This is a genomic window from Novosphingobium sp. BAM6, assembly GCF_057784955.1.
On record NZ_JBYNTR010000001.1, the window covers coordinates 548,107 to 568,260 of the forward strand.

A 20,154-nucleotide genomic window follows, 5' to 3' on the forward strand; every position below is an offset into this window, starting at 1 on the left:
ATGGCCAAGAAGGACGTCGTGGGCGCCCGGCATGTCGCCATTATCATGGACGGCAACGGGCGCTGGGCGAAGAAGCGCCATCTTCCGCGCGCGCTGGGCCACCAACGCGGCGTGGAGGCGGTGCGCCGGATCGTGCGCGGCGCCCGCGAACTGGGGCTGGAAGCGCTGACGCTCTATGCCTTCTCCACCGAGAACTGGCGTCGTCCTGAGGACGAGGTTTCGGACCTGATGGGCCTGATGAAGCGCTTCATCATGTCCGACCTCGACGAGTTCGCAGCCGCCGGCGTGCGTCTCAAGATCATCGGCGATTACCGTGCTTTCCGCCCCGATCTGGTCGAACTGATCGACGGTGCGGTGGCCAAGACCGCCGCGAATACCGGTACGACGCTGGCCGTCGCGCTGAACTATGGCGCGCAGGACGAAATCGCCCGTGCTGCGACCAAGGCGGCTGCACTCGGGCCGATCACGCCGGAAAGCATCTCCGCGCAACTCGATACGGCGGATATGCCGCCGCTTGACTTGCTGATCCGCACTTCGGGTGAAGTGCGCCTGTCGAACTTCCTGTTGTGGCAGGCTGCCTATGCCGAAATGATGTTCACCGAAGTGCTATGGCCGGACTTTACGGTCGAGCATCTGCGTGAGGCGCTCGACGATTTCCGAAATCGGGAGCGCCGTTATGGCGGACGCTGAGCGAATTTCGGCCAAGGTCGAAGGGCGCAAGTCCGACCTCAAGGTTCGCACCCTTTCCGCGATCGTGATGCTGGCGGTCGCCGGTAGCGCCCTATGGCTGGGCGGTTTGTTCTGGCGTGGTTTCGTGATCGCGGTAGCAGCGGGTGTGTTCTGGGAATGGGTGCGGCTCGTTCACGCGATTACGCCAAGTCCGGTGAAGCGCGGCCTGTGGAACGCAGCGGGCGTCGTCTACGTGGTCGTCGCTGCGGCAGCGTTGGCGTTGCTGCGTGATGCGCCGATGGGGGGCATGGCGGTGCTCGTGCTACTCGGGCTCGTCATTGCGACCGATGTCGGCGCCTATTTCAGCGGGCGCACCTTTGGTGGACCCAAGATCGCGCCGCGTATCAGTCCGTCCAAGACCTGGGCGGGGCTGATCGGAGGAATGATTCTGGCAGGCGCGGTCATGGTCGCCAGCTTCTGGTGGGCTGGGTATCCTTTGACCACTGCCATAGTCGGCGCAGCAGTGCTGGAGGGCGCGCTGGCCGCCGTGGTCGCGCAGACCGGCGATTTCTTCGAAAGCTGGATGAAGCGCCGCGCCGGCGTAAAGGATTCCAGCGGCCTGATACCGGGGCATGGTGGCCTGTTTGATCGTGTCGACGGTCTGCTGGCGCTGTGCTTTGTGCTCGGGCTCTATTTCGCGGCGCTGCGTGCAGGTGGATATCTATGAGCCTCCGGTCCATCACCGTGCTTGGCGCGACCGGGTCGATCGGTGCCTCGACGCTTGATCTGATTCGCCGTGATCGCCCGAACTGGCGGGTTGTCGCGTTGACTGCCAATGGCAATGCTGTTGAACTGGCAAAGCTGGCGCGGGAGTTCGCTGCGGAATTGGCGGTTGTCGCAGATGAATCCTGCCTGCCTGCTCTGCGCGAAGCCCTGTCCGGCAGTCGCATCGAAGCGGCTGGCGGTCCTGCCGCTCTGGTCGAGGCTGCCGCGCGTGATGCCGAGGTGACGGTGGCGGCCATCGTCGGCTGCGCGGGGCTTGAGCCCACCATGGCGGCGATCGAGCGCGGCAGGGTGATCGCACTGGCCAACAAGGAGGCACTTGTCTCTGCGGGCGAAGTCATGACGGCGGCGGTGGCGCGGCACGGGGCAACACTGCTGCCGGTCGATTCCGAACACAACGCGATTTTCCAGTGTCTGCAGGGCAACGATCTTGAGGATGTGCGCTGGATCACGCTGACAGCCAGCGGCGGCCCGTTCCGGGACTGGACGGCCGAGCAACTGGCAAGGGCGGCGCCGGCAGAAGCGGTCCGCCATCCCAACTGGTCGATGGGCGCCAAGATCAGCGTCGATTCGGCGACGATGTTCAACAAGGGGCTCGAACTGATCGAGGCGCATCATCTGTTCCCCGTCGGCCTCGACAAGCTTCGGATCATCGTTCACCCGCAGTCGGTCGTGCATTCGATGGTCGAGTACCGCGATGGATCGACGCTGGCACAACTGGGGCCGTCCGACATGCGGGTGCCGATCGCCTCATCCCTGGCTTACCCCGCGCGTATGGAAACCCCGTGCGCGCCCCTGGATCTTGCGGCGATTGGTGAGCTTACCTTTCGGGCGCCAGATGAAGTGCGCTTTCCGGCGACGCGTCTGGCGCGTGAGGCAGCTTTGGCCGGTGGGGCGATTCCAGCCGTTTTGAACGCTGCAAACGAGATTGCGGTGGCCGCGTTCCTCGATGGTCACATTTCATTCACGCGTATTGCGGCACAAGTGGAGGATGTCCTCTCCCGCTATGCGCCGCCTCCGCCGCAGTCCCTTGCCGACGTACTCGCTGTGGATGCCGAGGCGCGTTTCCGTTCGCGCGAATTGACCGAGGCGACCTGATATGACGAGCGCACCCGGATTGCTGACCACCGTCTTTGCCTTTGCTCTGGTGCTCGGCCCGTTGGTGCTGTTCCACGAACTGGGGCACTATCTGGTCGGTCGCCTGTTCGGAGTGAAGGCTGATGCCTTCTCCATCGGATTCGGTCGCGAGATCGTTGGATGGACTGACCGGCGCGGGACGCGGTGGAAACTGTCGATGCTGCCGCTGGGCGGCTATGTTCAGTTCGCAGGCGACATGAATCCGTCGAGTGCTCCCTCGCCACGCGAGGATGGGCTGACCCCTGCCGAGCGGGCACGGACATTTCATGCCAAGCCACTGTGGCAGCGCTCGCTGATCGTGCTCGCGGGACCGTTGACGAATCTGATGCTGGCCATCGCGGTCTTTGCGGCCTTCAATTATGGCTATGGCAGAGTTGAGGCGGACCCGGTGGTATTGGGTTTCGCGCAGCATTCGGACGCCCGCGACGCAGGGCTGCGTGTCGGGGATCGCGTTCTTGCGGTGGACGGGCAGAAGGTCGCCAGTTTTACCGACATTGCGCCTCTGGTGGCGCCGTACCCTGGCCGAACACTGCCGCTGGCGATTGAGCGGGATGGGCGTGACTTTGTGCTGCCGGTACATTTGTCTGCGCAGGAAGTTTCCGACCAATTCGGTAATGTCGCGCGTGTTGCTGACCTTGGCGTGGATTACATGCCTGCGGTGATTGGTCGTTTCTCGAAGGATTCGCCAGCCGAGTATGCCGGCATGCAGATCGGAGATCGGATCGTGGCAGTCGATGGCAGTCCGGTGCGAAGTTTCATGGATCTGATCGCCGCGGTGTCTCCCAATCCGGGGCGTACGGTCAATGTCGTGATTGACCGAAGTGGGCAGTCGATGTCGATGGAGGTGCATCTCGAAACTGCATCTGCTCTTGATGAGCAAGGGCGCAAGATCGCCATCGGACGACTGGGGATTGCCAACAGTCCCGGACGGATAGTGCCTGTCGGAGCGTTCGAAGCGGTTGGGCTCGCCTCGTCGCAGAGCGTGTCGCTGATGCGCACGATGCTGGATGGAATTGGTCAGATCGTTACCGGCGAGCGTTCGGTCAAGGAATTGGGCGGCCCGATCAAGATCGCGAAATATTCTGGTGAGCAGTTCAGTCTAGGCTGGCCGGAGTTCGTCAACTTCGTGGCGCTGATTTCGATTAATTTGGCATTCATCAACCTGCTGCCAATCCCAGGGCTGGACGGCGGACATCTGGCTTTCTACGTGGCCGAATTCGTTCGTCGCAGGCCGCTGGGGGCTCGCAGTCAGGAATGGGCTATCCGTACCGGTGTGATGCTGGTACTCGCGCTCATGCTGTTCGTGACCGTCAATGATCTGGCTTCGCTGCCGATATTCGGTGGATAGCCTGGAGAAATTTCACCAGCGACATACTCTTGCCGACTTTGCTTGCTTGATTGCCTTCGCGCCATCAGGCAGATGGCTTCGATTGCTTGCCGGGCGGGCAGGCAGCCTGTCAGGGCGGTGATGGGTCCTCGCGTTAGTGCTTACGGGATTTTGCGTAGAATGATGGGATGGGAAATGGGTCGCAGTACTGAAGCCCGACGCTCGCCGCATCTTGCGGCCGTGCTGCTCGGCACCACGATCCTTGCCGGCACGCCAGTTGCCGCCATGGCCCAGGACGCTGCGCCGGTCCCGGCCGCCGCGCCTGCTGCCGCAACGACGCCTGCCGCCGCGCCCGAACCGGCGGTGACGATCAAGTCGCTGCAGGTCACGGGGGCTGAACGCCTCGAGCCGCAGACGGTGCTCAGCTACATCAAGCTGCGCGTTGGCCAGCAATACACCAAATCGGCAGCTGACCAGGCGCTGAAGGACCTTTACGAGACCGAACTCTTTGCTGACGTACAGGTCAGCAATGACGATGGTAACGTCACGGTTCAGGTAAAGGAAAATCCGGTGATCAACCGGATCATTCTGGAGGGCAACAAGCGCATCAAGGACGACAAGATTCGTCCGGAGATCAAGCTCGCGCCGCGCCAGATCTTCACCCGCTCCAAGGTTCGTGCCGACGTCGCCCGCATTATCGAGCTGTACAAGCGCCAGGGACGCTACGCAGCAACGGTCGAGCCGAAGATGGTCACGCTTGACCAGAATCGCGTGGATATCGTTTTCGAGATCACCGAGGGCGATAAGTCCAAGGTGCGGCAGATCAATATCATCGGCAATGATCACTTCTCGGACGCGGAACTGCGTGCGCAGATGATGACCAAGCAGTCGCGCTTCTTCCGCGTATTCAGCTCCGGCACCACGTACGATCCCGATCGTATGGCCTTCGACCAGCAGAAGCTTCGCCAGTTCTATCTGACGCAGGGCTATGCCGACTTCCGCGTGGTCTCGGCTGTTGCCGAGCTGACGCCGGACAAGAAGGACTTCATCATGACCTACGTGGTGGAGGAAGGTAAGCGCTACAAGTTCGGCGATGTGAAGGTCGATAGCCAGATCCGTGACTTCGACGGTGAACGTCTCGCCAAGACGCTGCCCATGCACAAGGGCGATTGGTACAACGCCAAGGAAGTCGAAGACACGATCGACAACCTGAATGAGACCGCAGGCGCATTCGGCTATGCCTTCGCCGATGTGCAGCCGCAGTACCATCGCGACAAGGACAACCTGACGATGGGGATTACCTTCCTCATCCAGGAAGCGCCGCGCGTGTATATCGAGAAGATCGATATCAACGGTAACACGCTGACGCAGGACAAGGTCATCCGTCGCGAGTTTCGTCTGTCGGAAGGCGATGCCTTCAACTCGCTGCAGGTCAAGCGCTCGACCAACCGCATCAAATCGCTCGGCTACTTCCAGGAGAAGTTCGAGGTCGAGCAGAAGCCCGGAAGTGCTCCTGATCGCGCTATTCTCGAAGCCAACGTGGAAGAGAAGCCGACCGGTCAGCTCCAGCTGTCGGCAGGCTTCTCGAGCATCGAGAGCTTCATCTTCCAGGCCTCGATCCAGCAGCGTAACTTCCGTGGTCGCGGCCAGACGGTCGGCCTGTCGGGCAGCTATTCGTACTATTCTAAGTCGGTGCAGGCGAGCTTCGTCGAGCCGTACCTGTTCGACAAGAACATCTCGCTGGGCGTCGATATCTATCGCCGCGACTACAACAGCTGGAACACGCTCGATTCGGACCGTAATACGACCTACGAGCAATCAACCACTGGTTTCCAGGTTCGCGCAGGCGTGCCGCTGACAGAATTCCTGACGGCGATTGCTCGTTATACCCTGAACTACGATGACGTTTCCCTGGATAAGAGCACGTACTATTCGTATCGTCTCGATCCCAGCCAGCTGACGTGTGACCCGCTTTATGCAGGTCAGTATCTTTGCGACGCAGTGGGCAAGCGCCTCAGCTCGATTGTCGGTGGCTCGCTGATCTATGATACCCTCGATAACCGCATGCGGCCTACGAAGGGTATTTCGGCGTCGATCAACCTCGACGTTTCGGGGCTCGGTGGCGACGTTCATTACGTTAAGGCACGCGCGCAGGCCGCGAAGTACTGGAACGTGGGTAGCGGCTTTATCTTCTCGATGTCTGCCGAGGGCGGTGCGATCGTTGGATACGATGGTGATGACGTTCGTCTGACGGATCGCTTTTTCCTCGGCTCGCCGCAGATGAGCGGCTTCGACATTCGCGGTGTCGGTCCGCGAGTGTTGCGCAAGCCGATCACCGATGGCGTTGAATCGACCAAGCGCAGTGACTGGACGGATGACGCGCTGGGCGGCAAATATTACTACCTTGCTCGTGCCGAAATGGAGATCCCGCTCGGCGCCGGTGCGCGCGACATGGGGCTGCGTCCATCTGTCTTCGTGAATGCAGGTGCAGTCTGGGGTGTGAAGGCGCCCAAGACGTCGAACTGTACAACGGGTTGTATTGCAACTTACACGCAGACGAATACCGACGGTACGACTTCGACCGTTACGAGTGCGACCAACTCCGAGACGGGCGGTGCGAACGTACCAACTGGTGAATATCTGTACAATTTCAACGAGTATTATGTCGGTGATAGCTGGAGGCCGCGTCTTGCGGTCGGCATCGGCGTGAACTGGAATTCGCCTTTCGGACCGCTGCGCATCGACCTTGCCAAGGCGCTGCTCAAGGAAGACGGCGACGATACCAAGACCATCACTTTCAACGTGGGAACCCAATTCTGATGAAGACCATCTCGAAGGCAACCCTGCTGGTTGCAACTGTCGCTCTGGGCGCCGTCTCGGCTCAGCCCGCGTTTGCCGCGAAGAAGGCCGCTGCTGCGCCGGCAGCAGCGACTGCTGCTCCGGCTGCCGGCGGCACGATTGTGCAGGGTCTGGGTATCGCCAATTTCGATGCCATCGTCGCTAACTCGACCGCCTATCAGACGGCCGAGACGCAGCGCCAGACCACGTACAAGACTCAGTTCGACCAGGCGAAGACCCGCAGCGATGCGATCAATGCCCAGCTCAAGCCGCTGATCGACAAGTTCAATGCCGATCGTTCGGGCGGCAAGGCAACCGATGCCCAGTTGCAACAGGAAGCGCAGCAGATTCAGGGTATCCAGGAAAACGGCAAGCGCGAACTGCAGCAGATTCTGGCACCTGTTGGTCTTTCGCAGCAGTATGTGCAGGAGCAGATCGAGGACAAGCTCAACGATGCCGTGAAGTCGGCGATGAGCAAGAAGGGCGTCTCGATCCTGCTGTCGCCGGACGCGATTCTTGCCCTGAATGGCGGTGCGTACAACCTGAACCAAGACATCCTGAACGACCTGAACGCTGCTATTCCTTCGGCTCAGCTGGTTCCGCCGGCTGGCTGGGAGCCGCGTCAGGTTCGTGAACAGCGCGCACAGCAGCAGGCTGCAGCACAGCAGGCTCCTGCCGCTTCGGGCGCCGCAGCGCCGACCGGCCGCTGATCGCAGGAACGTATCCGGCATGAGCGACGGTAACGAGACGGTGTACGATACCGCGAAGATCCTGGCGGCGCTTCCGCACCGCTATCCGATGCTGCTGGTCGACCGTGTGGTCTCCTTCGATGAGGAGGAGATCCATGCGGTGAAAGCAGTTAGCTTCAATGAGGATTTCTTCCAGGGGCACTTTCCGGGCCGGCCGATCATGCCGGGTGTTTTGCAGATCGAGGCGCTGGCGCAGGCGGCTGGTATCCTTGCTATCGAAAGCCTCGGGCTCGCCGGAACCGGTAAGCTCGTGTATTTCATGGCAATCGAAGAGGCCAAATTCCGCAATCCGGTAACGCCCGGCAACTTGTTGGACTTGCGTGCTGGCTTCGTCCAGAAGCGTTCGCGGGTTTGCAAGTTCTGGGGAAAAGCTTCGATCGGTGACAAGGTGACTTGCGAGGTCAACTTCACGGCGATGATCGCCGACGCCTGATCCCGCTATATTCCGGTGCTCTTACAGAGCTGCTCTTGCCTTTTTTGAGCGGGCAATGTAAGGGCGCCGCTTTCCAAGCCAGGCCGGTCGGAACCGGCCAGATGCGAAAGAGACACGACATGAAGGCCGATACTCACCCCGACTACCACATGATCACGGTGCAGATGACCGACGGCACCACCTTCCAGACCCGCTCGACGTGGGGTAGCGAAGGCGACACGCTGGTGCTCGACATCGACCCGACGTCGCACCCGGCATGGACCGGTGGCACCAAGCAGTTGCAGGAAGGCGGCCGTGTTGCGCAGTTCAACAAGCGCTTCGGTGGTCTCTCGCTCAAGAAGAACTGAGTTCGAGACGTCCTTTGTGGGCATGAAGAAGGCGGTCCTTGCGGGCCGCCTTTTTTGTGCATCAATGCAGCAGGGCTGGCAGTGCGGTTCGCTTCGCTTCGCCTTATCGCGACGCCTCGGCGCGGATATGGGGATCACACCCAGGGCTTTTCACGATACCAGCGGGTAATCACATATTTGTTGCCTTTGCGAACCTTCATCGCGTGATGGAGTGTGGCAGCATTGAGTGAGCCGTCGGGCCGCCGGTTGTTCCAGGCGACAAGCTTCCCCGCTTCAGGCTGGATGACTTTGTCGATCGTCTTGAAGCGGGTTGCCCCACCGGCCTCGACATTGTTTAAATAGACCATGAACGTCCAGGTGCGCTGGCCAGCGATGGCGCAATAGCGCTGAAAGTCCGGATTGGCGGGCTCGAAATAGTCTGTGTGGGCCTTGAACTCTTGCCCTGGCTCATAACGTTGCCCCTGAAGTGGCTCCCCAAAAGTCGGATCGATGCCGGAAAGTTCAGTCAGTTTGTTGGCCAAGCGTGCAACGGCGGGCTCGCTTGAAGCCAGATCGCAAGTCGAGCTCGTACGAAATTTGCAATCACCATTATGATCGGCGAGCGTGGAGGGGCGGTGTTGTTCTTCAATCAGCGTAATAAGATCGCGACAGTGATCGGCGTCCAGGAAACCGCGCTGGAGGAACATCTCGATCCTGGGGGAGGGCACGCGCTGGAGAGCTCGTGCGGCAAGGCCTTCCCCAATTGTCGATTCGCGAGGCATTTTCATCACTTGCTTGGTATAGCGGTGGCCTGCTCAAGAAAATCGACCTTTGTTTGTCTCGGGTGCGTTTTTCGCTTGGCAAGCAGGCCGCTCTGGTGCAAAGGCGCCGCTCCCGCGAAGCTCACCGCAACGGTGACTTTCGCAGAAGTGTGGCGATCGTAGCTCAGTTGGTTAGAGCGCCGGTTTGTGGTACCGGAGGTCGTGGGTTCGAACCCCATCGATCGCCCCATTTCTTCCTTTTCCGTTCCGCCGAAGAGAGACCTGCGACCGCAGGGAGCACAAGCAAGTGCATATGGCTTTGCACCTGCGCACCGGTCGGCTGTGATGGATTTGCATGCATCATATCCGTTTTGCTCTGTCCCGCTCGCAACCTCCAAGCTGACAATCGGTTAAGTGACGTTGCTTGGCCCGTCGCATGCTGCTAACGGCCACCCCTTGCCCGGGGCGCGAAGGCGCTTCCGGATCCCATGACGGGGCGCATGAATGAGTGATGCTACTTCGCAGGGAGCCGATACTCCGCTGGCCGTGACCACCGTCACGTCGGCACCGGCTGCCGCTACTGGCCACGGACACGGTTCGGGCAACCTCACGAAGCTGGCCTTCGGAGCTATCGGTGTCGTCTTCGGCGACATCGGCACAAGCCCGATCTACGCTTTCCGCGAGACGTTTGTTGGTCCGCACCCGTTGGCGATTGACGAACTGCACATCCTCGGCGTCGTCAGCCTGATCTTCTGGTCGATGACACTGGTGGTGGCGCTGCAGTACGTTACCGTGCTGATGCGGGCTGACAACAAGGGGCAGGGCGGCAGCCTTGCTCTTGTCGCGCTGATTTCCGGACACATCCGCAAGTCGCGCTATTCCGGTCTCGTCGTGCTGCTGGGCGTTTTCGCGACTTCGCTGTTTTACGGCGATTCGATGATTACCCCCGCGGTTTCGGTGCTTTCGGCGGTCGAAGGTCTGACCGTAGTCCAGACCAGCCTTGCGCCGTTTGTAATGCCGATCGCGCTGGTACTGCTGGTCTGCCTGTTCGTTATCCAGAAGAGCGGCACCGCAAAGGTCGGCGCATTCTTCGCGCCGGTGATGGTGCTCTATTTCTCGGTCCTCGCGATTCTCGGGATCTATCATCTGGTGCAGCTTCCGCATGTGCTGGTGGCACTCAATCCGTGGTATGCGATCCAGTTCTTTTTGACTGACAAGGTTCTGGGCTTTCTGGCGCTCGGCTCGGTCGTGCTGGCCGTGACTGGCGCCGAGGCGCTCTATGCCGACATGGGCCATTTCGGCCGCAGTCCATTGCGCATTTCGTGGTTCGCCTTCGTGATGCCCTGCCTGCTCATCAACTATTTCGGACAGGCCGCGATGATTCTCGGTCTCGATGACGACATGGCCGCGCAAGCGATGCGCAACCCGTTCTTCAACCTCGCGCCCGACCATTTGCGCTTGCCGCTGGTGATCCTTGCGACCTGCGCGACCTTCATCGCCAGCCAGGCGGTGATCTCCGGTGCTTTCTCGATCACCCATCAGGCGATGCAACTGGGTTTCATCCCGCGCCTATCGACCCGGCACACCAGCGAGCACGAAGTGGGGCAGATCTACATCCCGTTCGTCAACTGGGCGTTGATGATCGGCGTGATCGTACTGGTTCTGGTGTTCCAGAACTCTTCGAATCTTGCGTCTGCCTACGGTATCGCGGTGACAGGGGCGATGCTGATCGACACCTGTTTGATGAGTGTGCTGGTGCTGGTGCTGTGGCGCTGGAAGTGGTGGCTGGCAGCGCCCGTCATTCTGACCTTTTTTGTGGTGGACGGCGGCTATTTCGCGGCCAACGCCACCAAGATTCCGGACGGTGGCTGGTTCCCGCTGATGATTGGCGGCATCGCTTTCACGTTGCTGACGACCTGGAACAAGGGCCGTCGGCTGATGCGCCAGCGCATGACCGAGGCGGCGCTGCCGCTCAACGTCTTCGCCAAGAGTGCGCACGGTTCGGCGACTCGCGTTCCCGGCACGGCGATCTTCATGGCGTCCAGTTCTGCGGGTGTACCCTCGGCGCTGCTCCACAACATCAAGCACAACAAGGTTCTGCATGAGCGTGTGGTGGTGCTGACCGTGGAGGTTCAGGATGTGCCCTATGTAGAGCCGACCGAGCGCTATGAGGTGCAGGAACTGGGGCAGGGCTTCTTCCGCATGTCGCTGCGCTATGGCTTCATGGAAGAGACCGACGTGCCGGCGGCACTCGCACACAACCAGTTGTGTGGTGGCCCGTTCGAGATGATGAAGACCAGCTTCTTCCTCTCCCGCCAGACCCTGGTCCCTTCGGACAAGCCCGGTATGGCGATCTGGCGCGAAAAGCTGTTTGCGTGGATGATGCGCAATGCCGCCAGCGCAATGGTGTTCTTCCGTCTGCCCACCAACCGCGTGGTCGAACTGGGTAGCCAACTCGAGATTTGAACGGTCTTTTGTGCTGTCCTGATCTGCCGCGCAAAATGGCTGTTTGGGCTTTGCCCGTAAGGTGACACCCAGGTTGACACGGTTTACACTGTCCTGAGACTCTGTCGCCCTCTGCCATCAACGCTACATCTGCGGCGTTCGCAGTCGTGCATGAACGCTGCGTTATCGCCTTAACCGACAATGCCAAAGATCGGATGCCATGTAGTCTCCCTAAAGGTGTCTTCATGGCACGATCGCAGGCTGTAGGAAAACTGGGTAGGCTCAGGCTTGCGCAGGGTTGTCCAGAAACTGCGACAGAACATGCAGCGCGCGGGCGAACTCGGGGGCGGGAAGCGCATCGCAGTCATGGTCGCAGGCAAGTGTTACGATCTGGGCATGGGCGGGCAGATGGCATCCGAACTCGGCAGGATTGGCGCCATAGGGATCGTGCTCACCCTGGAGGATGAGTAGCGGTGTCGTCACGCTGGCGAGGTGCCGTATGCGGTAAGGCTCCTGAACGCGTTCGGGATGCCGGAACGGGTAGCCGAAACAGGCGACCCGTCCGAGTTTGCGATGCCCCGCAAGCATGGTGACGGATACGCCGCCTGACGAATGGGTGACGAAATCGGCTGGGCCTTCTGGCAGCTGGGCCAGTATGCCCCTGAGCTGTCGGGCATCATTGGCCGCGACGCCGAAAACCCGTGTGTAGAGATGGTCGTAGCGCCGGTAGTCGGAGAGGATGCAGATCAGTCGCAGCAAACGGCGTTGCCAGCGCTTTACGTAGGAAAAAGAGTGTTCGCCAGATGCTGTGACCAGCGAGGGAGCCAGCCGCCCAAGTCTGATCGCGATTTCCGCCTCGGACCTGAAGTAGGCTGAATCGAACCAGATCAGTGGACGGCCACAGGCTTCCAGCGTCGCGAGCATTTGCCGGATGGAGTCGGATTCGCGGGCCTTGTTCGTACGGCCGACGACAATGATGGGGCGCATGGACGTGAAACCCGGGAAAGGGAGGCGAACGAGCGGGGGGTCGTAGTATTGGCGCCTAGTGGCAGGGTCAGTCGCGCGGCAGGGTCAGTCGTGCGGCGGGTTCTCGATGACCTGGTCCTTCGCGTCCTCACCCATACCGTGCCTCATCACTAGCGGGATCTGCGAGAACGTGAAGAGGAACGAGACGGTCGTGAAGCCCCAGACCTTTGCCTTCAGCCAGACGTCGAAGCTGACGGTGTAGACCAGCACTGTATTGGCGATGGCCAGAACCAGGAAGAACCATGCCCAGTTGCGCGAGAGCTTCAGCCAGCCTTCCTCGGTCAGCCCTTCGAAGGCCGCTTCCAGCAGGTAGCGCAGCATCGGCTTGCCCCGGAAAAGCCCTGCGAACAGCACGATGGAGAACATCAGGTACACAGCGGTAGGCTTGATCTCGATCCAGATCGGGTCACGCAGCAGGATGGTGAGCGTACCGAAGCCCATAATCAGCACCGTCGTGAGCCATAGCATCGGCGAAATTCGCCCGAGCCGCCACTTCGAGACGATCAGCGCGACCACTGCCGCAATCATGAAGCCGATGGTGCTGCGGGTGATCGCCAGCATCGTGCCCACAGCATCAGTGTCCTGCTTGGGCGCATAGTGGCGATAGACCAGGAAGAAGGCGAGCAGCGGCCCGTAATCGACGACAAGGTTGAGCCAGGAGCTTTTCGGCTTGGTGTTTTCGGCAGGCGTTTGAGTAGTCATGGAATGGGTCACGCAATTCCGGCGATCACCCGCGCAAGCAGGTCGGGATTGAAGGGGCGCAAGTCGTCGATCTTTTCGCCGACGCCGATGGCATGGATAGGCAGGCCGTATTGTTCCGCCGCTGCGACCAGCACGCCGCCGCGCGCGGTGCCGTCCAGCTTGGTCATGATGAGGCCGGAAACGCCTGCCACTTCCTTGAAGATCTCGATCTGCGAAAGCGCGTTCTGGCCGTTGGTGGCATCGAGCACAAGGACCACGTCGTGCGGCGCCTCGGGATTGAGGCGGCCGAGCACGCGGCGGATCTTGGCCAGCTCGTCCATCAGCTCGCGCTTGTTCTGCAGGCGTCCTGCGGTGTCGACGATCAGCGCGTCGATGCCGGTGTCGGTGGCGGCCTTGACGGCATCGAAGACCACCGAGGCGGGATCGCCGCCCTCAGGGCCGGTGACGATCGGAATCGACAGGCGATCTGCCCAGACTTTCAGCTGGCCGATGGCCGCCGCGCGGAAGGTGTCGCCCGCCGCCAGCATCACCGAGTAGTCCTGTTCCTGGAACAGGTGCGCCAGCTTGGCGATGGTGGTGGTCTTGCCCGAGCCGTTGACGCCGATGACGAGGATCACCTGCGGGCGCGGGAAGGCGATGATGTCCAGCGGCTTGGCGACCGGACGCAGGATCTCGGCGATTTCGCGGGCGACCACTTCCATGATCGCGCGCTCGTCGGCATCGCGTTCGAAGCGCTCTTCGGCAAGCCGCGCGCGGATGCGGGCTGCGGCGCGGGGGCCGAGATCGGACATGATGAGCGCGTCTTCCAGATCGTCGAGCTGCCTGTCGTCGAGGCGGGTCTTGCCGACGATTCCGGCCAGGTTGCCGGAAAGGCGCTCGGACGTGCGGCGGAAACCGCCCAGCAGGCGACCGGACCAGTCATCCTGCACGGCGCCCGAGGCGGGATCTGCCGGAGGGGTCTCGCTGCTCATTCCAGTATTCCTTCAAAAACTCTTTTCGGCGCCAGCTGGAGCAAGGTGCCGGGCGGTCCTTCGGTTCCGGGTGACAGGCGCACGGGGGCGAAGTTCTCCGCATGGCCGGTGCCGCCGCGTTCGGCCAGCACGGTTAGCGTCTTGCCCACTTGGCTGGCAAGCCAGCTTTCGCGGATTTGCGCGACTCTCTGCCGCAATTCGGCGGCCCGTTCGCGTACTGTGGCCGGGTGGATCTGAGGCATACGCGCAGCGGGGGTGCCGGGGCGCGGGGAGAACGGGAAGACGTGGCCGTGGACGATCTCCAGCGCCGAGACGATCGAGAGGTTGTCGGCATGGGCGGCCTCGTCCTCGGTCGGGAAGCCGGCGATAAGGTCGGCGCCGATGGCGATTTCGGGGCGTCGGGCCTTCAGCCCCTCGACCAGCGAGAGCGCCTGAGTGCGAGAATGGCGCCGCTTCATGCGCTTGAGGATCAGGTTGTTGCCATGCTGGAGCGAGAGGTGCAGGTGCGGCATCAGCCTTGCCTCGCTCGCCAGCAGTTCGAACAGAGTAGGATCGACTTCGGCACCGTCAACAGAAGAGAGACGCAGGCGTGCAAGCAAGGGGAAGCGGATGAGGATCGCCTCGCACAACATGCCGAGTGCCGGAGACCCCGGCAGGTCGGCCCCCCATGAGGTGAGGTCGACTCCGGTCAGCACCACTTCGTGAACGCCCGCTTCGACATGGACCGACACGTCGGCCAGCACGTCGGCCACCGGGCGCGAGCGGCTGGGGCCGCGGCCTTGTGGAATTACGCAGAACGTGCAGGCGTGGTCACAGCCGTTCTGCACCTGCACGAAACCGCGCGTGTAGCCGCGCCTGGGTTGCGCCGCAGGAGCAGGCGCTGCGTTCCAGACACGCGGATCGAGCTTGGCGGTATTGGCAACAAGGCCATCGACCTCGGGCATGGCCGCCAGCATCTCGCGTTCGACCTCGGCGGCACAGCCGGTGACGATCAGGCGGGCGTCGGGACGGGCACGGCGGGCGCGGCGGATCGCCTGCCGGGTCTGGCGCACGGCTTCGGCGGTGACGGCGCAGGAGTTGACCACGACGAGGTTGTCTTCCGCCGCCAGCAGCGCACGCATCTCTTCGCTTTCGGCAAGGTTTAGCCGACAGCCTAGTGAATGGACTTCAAGGCTCAAATGCGCAGTCCGAATGCGGCGGGATCGAAGCTGCCGCGATAGGCTTCGACCGCAGGCCCTGTCATCACGATCTCGTCATCCTCACGCCACTCGATCACAAGTGGGCCACCCGGCAAAGTCACGCTCACCTGCCGGTCGACCAACCCGCGCCGCATGGCGCCGATGGCGGTTGCGCAGGCGCCGGTCCCGCAGGCGAGGGTGAGGCCAGCGCCGCGCTCCCATACGCGCAGGGTGATCGCATCGCGCGCGGTGACGGCAGCGACGTTCACATTGATGCGCTCGGGAAACAGCGGGTCGGTCTCGACCAGTGGGCCGAGCCGGGCCATGTCGATGGCGTAGGGATCGGCGACGAAGAAGATGACGTGCGGATTGCCGACATTGACGGCGATCGGGTTGACCAGTTCCTCCCAGGCGACCGGCATCGCGTGGGTGTCCATCGGATAGCCAAGCGGGATCGCGTCCCAGTCGAACCGGGGCTTGCCCATCTCGACCGAGATGCCCGCGACATCGGGGCGGGTGCTGACCACGCCGCCACGCGTCTCTATGCGCGCAGGTTCACCATGAAGTAGGCCAACTGCACGGGTGGCATTGCCGCAGGCTTCCACCTCGCTGCCATCGGCATTGAAGATGCGCATCGTGAAGTCGCAGGTCTCGGACGGCTGGAGCACGATCAGCTGGTCGCAACCGATGCCGGTGTGGCGATGGGCGATGGCGGCCGCGAATGCCGCGTCGATCGGCGGGAGAGGGGCACGGCCTTCGCGCGCGTCCAGCACGACGAAATCGTTGCCCAGCCCGTGCATCTTGGTGAAGTCGATCCGCATGGGCGCGATGTATGCGCTCGGGCGCCTCAGGTCCAGTGGCGCCAAGCCGGTCTATCGGTTTCCGATCTGGCGCTTTCCTGTCTGGGTCGGCTTGTCCGGTTCGGGTTTCTCGACCAGGGTCAGTTGCGGACGGATGGCGGCGACTGTGGCGGCAGGCAGGCTTGAGCCGTGCTTGACCAGCCATTCCTGCAAGTCCTTGGCCGGGCGGGGGCGACCATAAAGGTATCCCTGGCCCTTGATGGCGCGATATTGACGCAGACGTTCGAGGATGGCGCCGGTTTCGATGCCCTCTACTGTAACCGGCAGGTTGAGCCCCTCGCCGAGCAGCGCGATTGCGTGGACAATCGCGGCGTTGTCCTCGTTCTCGGTAAGGTTGGTGACGAAGCTGCGGTCGATCTTGATGCGGTCGAACGGCAGGTTGCGCAGCTGCGCCAGCGAGCTGTAGCCGGTGCCGAAATCGTCGAGACTAACGCGCACGCCCTGATTCTTGAGGCTGGCGATCAGGGTGCGAACCTGCGCGATGTTCTCGTGCAGACATGATTCGGTGATTTCGATTTCAAGCCGCTGCGGCGGGAAGTTCGCCTCCGCCAGCATCTTCATCAGCTTCTGCGCGAACCAGGGATCTCGCAACTGGAGCGGGGAGATGTTTACCGAAAGCGAAAGCGAGGCGTCCCAGCCCATCGCATCTTCCAGGGCCTGCTGGATCACGCTTTCCGAAAGGCTGCCGATAGCACCGATCTCTTCGGCAATAGGAATGAACAAGTCGGGCGAGACCAGGCCGAAGCTGGGCGAATCCCAGCGTGCGAGCATTTCGAAGCCGGTCAGCGTGCCGGTTTCAAGATCGATCTGCTGTTCGTAGAACGGCACGAATTCGCCGCGCGCGATTCCATCGCGGATGCCCGCTTCCAGCTGTCCGCGCATGCGCATCTCGTCGGCCATCGAGGCCTCGAACCAGTAGTGGCCGTTTCGACCGTTACGTTTGGCATGGTACATGGCAATGTCGGCCATATCGAGCATCGAGCGCGGATCGATAGGCTCGCTCGGGTTGTTGCGGCGAGCCCGGCTGGCAACATCGCTACGGGCAATGCCGACCGAGGCGCTGACGCCCAGACTGAGCTTGCGGATCATCGTGCCCGAACCGACCGCACGCACGATCTGGTCTGCAACATGATCGGCGGTTTCCAGACGACTTTCCGGCAGGGACATGGAGAGCGCGAACTCATCTCCGCCGACTCGCGCAACAACGGCGCCCGCCGGAACGATCGAGGCTATGCGGGCGGCGATTTCCTGCAGAAGGAGGTCGCCGGTCTGATGGCCGTGGTAGTCGTTAACCTGCTTGAAGTTGTCCAGATCGATCATCATGACAACCACGATACGCTCGTCGCGTCCTGCGTTCTCGAGCAGAGAAGCTGTCACTTCCGCGAAAGTCCGCCGGTTCAGAAAACCGGTAAGGGCATCGGTCCGCGCGATCTGGCGTGCATCGTTTTCCGCAGCCCGGTGCGTTTCGACTTCCTTGAGCAGATCGCGATAGCGGCTCCATCCGAACAGCAGAATCGCGATGTTGAGGAGGAAGGCGTCGACCATGAAGTTTTGCGGGCCCTCGCCCCGGCCAGCAAGGGCATCGATCACGTGAGGGCCAACGGAAACGCCCGTGGCGATGAACAGCATGATCGAGGCCGAAACGATCCCCAGCGCCACGACATCGACTTTTGCAGCCTCGGTCCCGATACCGGCCGTGTTACCGACGAGGTGTTTCTTCAAGAACGAAAAGACGGCCACTGCGATCCCCTGATTTCCAGCGCATAGGGATAGGCCGATTGATCTGAAATTTCGGTTAAATCATCATAATGCGTGAATATGCGTAATACGCTGGAGATTTCGCGCGCTGGAAACGCGTCCGGAAGAGGGAGGGCATGAGAAGCAGCCGTGCTCCCCATGCCCTGAACATGTTGCTCCCCGAGGGGTAATCAGGCCTTTATCAGGCCGATTTCGCGCAGGCGCTCCTGTAGATAGTCGTCCGCAGTGATCGAGACCGGATAGCGGTCGGGGTTTTCGGCGGAGACGCAGCCGGGCAGCGTGTGGAACGGGAAATCGCTGCGTAGATGCAGGAAGTACGGCATGGAATAGCGGCTATGCGAAGCGCGTTCGCCATCCGGATTACGCACGCGGTGCGTGGTGGAGGGCAGAACATGGTTGGTGAGGCGCTGCAGCATGTCGCCGATATTGATGACCATCGCGCCTTCGGGCGGCGCGACCGAGAGCCAGCGCCCGTCCTTGCTCAACAGTTCCAGGCCAGCCTCCTGTGCGCCCAGCAGCAGGGTGATGAGGTTGATATCCTCGTGCGCTCCGGCCCTGATCGCGCCGCCTGCGCCTTCGCCGACTGGCGGGTAGTGCAGCAGGCGCAGCACCGAATTGCCGTCCTCGATGGCTGGATCGAACCAGTCGGCCCCGATGCCGAGGTCGATAGCGATGGCGGAAAGGATGCGGGCTCCGGCCTTGTCGAACTGCGCGTAAAGCTTGGTGAAGGTGTCCTCGAAACCGTCGATCTCAGCGGGCCAGATGTTCGGCGCCATGGTGGCAGCGAGCGGCGAACCTTCGGGCAGATCGCGGCCGACGTGCCAGAATTCCTTGAGATCCTTTTCCTTCGCGCCCTTGGCCACTTCGGTGCGGAACGGGGTATAGCCGCGCGCGCCGCCCTGGCCGGTCTTGAAGTACTGCATCTTGGTCTCGACCGGAAGGGCGAAGAACTGCGCGGTGAGATCCCAGGCACGCTCGATCAGCGCCTGGTCGATGCCGTGATCGCGCACCATGGCAAAGCCGAAGGTGCGAAAGCTCTCGCCGATGCGGGCGGGAAATTCGGCGGTATCGTTCTCAAGGCTGAGAACGGGAATCTGTGCAAGGTCCATCTGTCAGTCCGTGTCCAGTGTCGCGTCCGCCGCGAGGATATGGGCTTGGTCCGTGACCGGGACGAAAGCGCCAGGTGCGGCGGGAGTTGTCATGTGCGACGCATATCGCATTTGGGTGAGCGGTTGAATCGCGTTGTCTCGCGCGAGTGAATCGCTATGCGTCTTCCATAAGGCATCGCGCCGCAGGGCGAAACGGAAAGGCGAGGGCTTTACGCAATGCGCTACTGGCTGATGAAATCGGAACCCGACGCCTATGGCTGGCGCGATCTCGTGCGCGAGGGGGAGGGAACCTGGGACGGCGTGCGCAACCATCGTGCGGCGAATAACCTGCGCGCGATGGAAGTGGGGGACCGGGCGTTCTTCTACCACTCCAATATCGGCAAGGAGATCGTCGGGATAGCCGAGATCAGTGCGGCTGGCCTGATCGACCCGACCGACGAGACCGGCAAATGGGCGGCGGTGAAAGTGAAGCCGCTCGAAAAGCTGCCGCGCGCGGTGACGCTGGCCGAGATCAAGGCCGACCCGAATCTGGCCGAGATGGAACTGGTGCGTCTCTCGCGTCTCTCGGTTGCGCAAGTCACGGCCTCGGAGTGGGATTACATTCTGGGGCTGGCGAAGAAGTAGATTCTCGCCGGAACAATCCGTCCGCTTGCATGTTTTCCTTGTGACAGCGGCCGATGGCTCGGTCGCGCTGGAAACAACCAACCACAAGGAGCAGCACCATGGGTGAACTCAAGGACAAGGCCAAGGGTATCGGCAACGAAATCGCCGGCAACGTCAAGCAGATGGTCGGCAATGCCAAGGACGATCCGGCGCTGAAGGCCGAAGGCAAGGCGCAGGAAACCAAGGGTGAGGCGCAGAACCTCGTCGGTAAGGTCAAGGGCGCGTTCGGCGACAAGATCTGACGAATCGGATGACGGTCGGGCGCCAATAATTCGCTATTTGCGAAGTTTGGTCGACAGCCTCCCGGAAGGGCCGCCCTAGAGGCGGCCCTTTTGCCATGCGCAAAAGGTTCCTCGTTCAACGACTTGTCCAGATACGCGTCCCGTTTCGGGAAAGGTGCATTTGCGCGCTTGGCATAA

19 protein-coding genes and 1 tRNA gene are annotated in these 20,154 nt (G+C 61.6%); 12 read left to right on the plus strand and 8 right to left on the minus strand.

The annotated features are described in order from the left end of the window. The 8 genes from uppS (at position 1) to rpmE (ending at position 8,283) form a co-directional block, all read left to right on the plus strand. Positions 1-690 (plus strand): polyprenyl diphosphate synthase, encoded by a 690-nt coding sequence (gene uppS, locus AC3EC3_RS02675; RefSeq protein WP_488488139.1) that lies wholly within the window; start codon positions 1-3, stop codon positions 688-690. Further along, the gene (locus AC3EC3_RS02680; RefSeq protein ID WP_488488140.1) at positions 677-1,396 is read left to right on the plus strand and encodes a phosphatidate cytidylyltransferase; all 720 of its coding nucleotides are present in this window, start codon (positions 677-679) and stop codon (positions 1,394-1,396) included. The genes uppS and AC3EC3_RS02680 overlap by 14 nt, the downstream gene beginning before the upstream one ends. Further along, entirely contained in the window at positions 1,393-2,550 is a 1,158-nt protein-coding gene (locus AC3EC3_RS02685; RefSeq protein WP_488488141.1) for a 1-deoxy-D-xylulose-5-phosphate reductoisomerase, read from the plus strand. The genes AC3EC3_RS02680 and AC3EC3_RS02685 overlap by 4 nt, the downstream gene beginning before the upstream one ends. 1 nt (position 2,551) lies before the next feature. Further along, entirely contained in the window at positions 2,552-3,937 is a 1,386-nt protein-coding gene (gene rseP / locus AC3EC3_RS02690; RefSeq protein ID WP_488488142.1) for an RIP metalloprotease RseP, read from the plus strand. 174 nt (positions 3,938-4,111) lie between these two features. After that, on the plus strand, positions 4,112-6,736 hold the full coding sequence (gene bamA / locus AC3EC3_RS02695; protein ID WP_488488143.1) for an outer membrane protein assembly factor BamA: 2,625 nt from the start codon (positions 4,112-4,114) through the stop codon (positions 6,734-6,736). Then, positions 6,736-7,464 carry an OmpH family outer membrane protein gene (locus tag AC3EC3_RS02700; RefSeq protein WP_488488144.1) on the plus strand — a complete coding sequence of 243 codons (729 nt, stop codon included), beginning with the start codon at positions 6,736-6,738 and terminating at the stop codon, positions 7,462-7,464. The genes bamA and AC3EC3_RS02700 overlap by 1 nt, the downstream gene beginning before the upstream one ends. A gap of 19 nt (positions 7,465-7,483) precedes the next feature. Next, positions 7,484-7,936 carry a 3-hydroxyacyl-ACP dehydratase FabZ gene (gene fabZ / locus AC3EC3_RS02705; protein WP_260921642.1) on the plus strand — a complete coding sequence of 151 codons (453 nt, stop codon included), beginning with the start codon at positions 7,484-7,486 and terminating at the stop codon, positions 7,934-7,936. A gap of 119 nt (positions 7,937-8,055) precedes the next feature. Further along, a complete protein-coding gene (gene rpmE, locus AC3EC3_RS02710; RefSeq protein ID WP_103730111.1) occupies positions 8,056-8,283 on the plus strand; it encodes a 50S ribosomal protein L31 in 228 nt (75 codons plus the stop codon). A gap of 134 nt (positions 8,284-8,417) precedes the next feature. Here the strand turns inward: rpmE and AC3EC3_RS02715 are convergent, their stop codons facing one another. Further along, positions 8,418-9,050, minus strand: coding sequence for a prolyl hydroxylase family protein (locus AC3EC3_RS02715; RefSeq protein WP_488488145.1), 633 nt, complete (start codon positions 9,048-9,050; stop codon positions 8,418-8,420). A gap of 146 nt (positions 9,051-9,196) precedes the next feature. Here AC3EC3_RS02715 and AC3EC3_RS02720 point away from each other — a divergent pair. Next, positions 9,197-9,273 (plus strand) — tRNA-His (locus tag AC3EC3_RS02720). 254 nt (positions 9,274-9,527) lie between these two features. After that, complete coding sequence (locus AC3EC3_RS02725) at positions 9,528-11,489, plus strand: potassium transporter Kup (RefSeq protein WP_488488146.1); 1,962 nt, start codon at positions 9,528-9,530, stop codon at positions 11,487-11,489. 261 nt (positions 11,490-11,750) lie between these two features. On the opposite strand, the gene AC3EC3_RS02730 is transcribed toward AC3EC3_RS02725, so the two are convergent. From AC3EC3_RS02730 to AC3EC3_RS02760, 7 genes are all read right to left on the minus strand, one after another. Then, positions 11,751-12,455 carry an alpha/beta family hydrolase gene (locus AC3EC3_RS02730; RefSeq protein WP_488488147.1) on the minus strand — a complete coding sequence of 235 codons (705 nt, stop codon included), beginning with the start codon at positions 12,453-12,455 and terminating at the stop codon, positions 11,751-11,753. A gap of 84 nt (positions 12,456-12,539) precedes the next feature. Then, positions 12,540-13,196 carry an inner membrane-spanning protein YciB gene (locus AC3EC3_RS02735; protein ID WP_488488148.1) on the minus strand — a complete coding sequence of 219 codons (657 nt, stop codon included), beginning with the start codon at positions 13,194-13,196 and terminating at the stop codon, positions 12,540-12,542. 8 nt (positions 13,197-13,204) lie between these two features. Beyond that, positions 13,205-14,167, minus strand: coding sequence for a signal recognition particle-docking protein FtsY (gene ftsY / locus AC3EC3_RS02740; protein WP_488488149.1), 963 nt, complete (start codon positions 14,165-14,167; stop codon positions 13,205-13,207). Next, positions 14,164-15,345 (minus strand): MiaB/RimO family radical SAM methylthiotransferase, encoded by a 1,182-nt coding sequence (locus AC3EC3_RS02745; RefSeq protein WP_488488150.1) that lies wholly within the window; start codon positions 15,343-15,345, stop codon positions 14,164-14,166. Before AC3EC3_RS02745 ends, ftsY begins: the two co-directional genes overlap by 4 nt. After that, complete coding sequence (dapF, locus tag AC3EC3_RS02750; protein ID WP_488488151.1) at positions 15,342-16,166, minus strand: diaminopimelate epimerase; 825 nt, start codon at positions 16,164-16,166, stop codon at positions 15,342-15,344. The genes AC3EC3_RS02745 and dapF overlap by 4 nt, the downstream gene beginning before the upstream one ends. A 51-nt stretch (positions 16,167-16,217) precedes the next feature. Next, positions 16,218-17,927, minus strand: a complete 1,710-nt coding sequence (locus AC3EC3_RS02755) for a putative bifunctional diguanylate cyclase/phosphodiesterase (RefSeq protein ID WP_488488152.1) — start codon at positions 17,925-17,927, stop codon at positions 16,218-16,220. Between the two features lie 206 nt (positions 17,928-18,133). Continuing rightward, the gene (locus AC3EC3_RS02760; protein WP_488488153.1) at positions 18,134-19,072 is read right to left on the minus strand and encodes an isopenicillin N synthase family dioxygenase; all 939 of its coding nucleotides are present in this window, start codon (positions 19,070-19,072) and stop codon (positions 18,134-18,136) included. A 216-nt stretch (positions 19,073-19,288) separates the two neighbouring features. Between AC3EC3_RS02760 and AC3EC3_RS02765 the strand changes: the two genes are divergently transcribed. Both AC3EC3_RS02765 and AC3EC3_RS02770 read left to right on the plus strand, forming a co-directional pair. After that, positions 19,289-19,696 carry an EVE domain-containing protein gene (locus AC3EC3_RS02765; RefSeq protein WP_488488154.1) on the plus strand — a complete coding sequence of 136 codons (408 nt, stop codon included), beginning with the start codon at positions 19,289-19,291 and terminating at the stop codon, positions 19,694-19,696. A 98-nt stretch (positions 19,697-19,794) separates the two neighbouring features. Beyond that, positions 19,795-19,977: a CsbD family protein gene (locus AC3EC3_RS02770; protein WP_488488155.1), complete on the plus strand. Its 183-nt coding sequence runs from the start codon at positions 19,795-19,797 to the stop codon at positions 19,975-19,977. Positions 19,978-20,154: the final 177 nt, after the last annotated feature.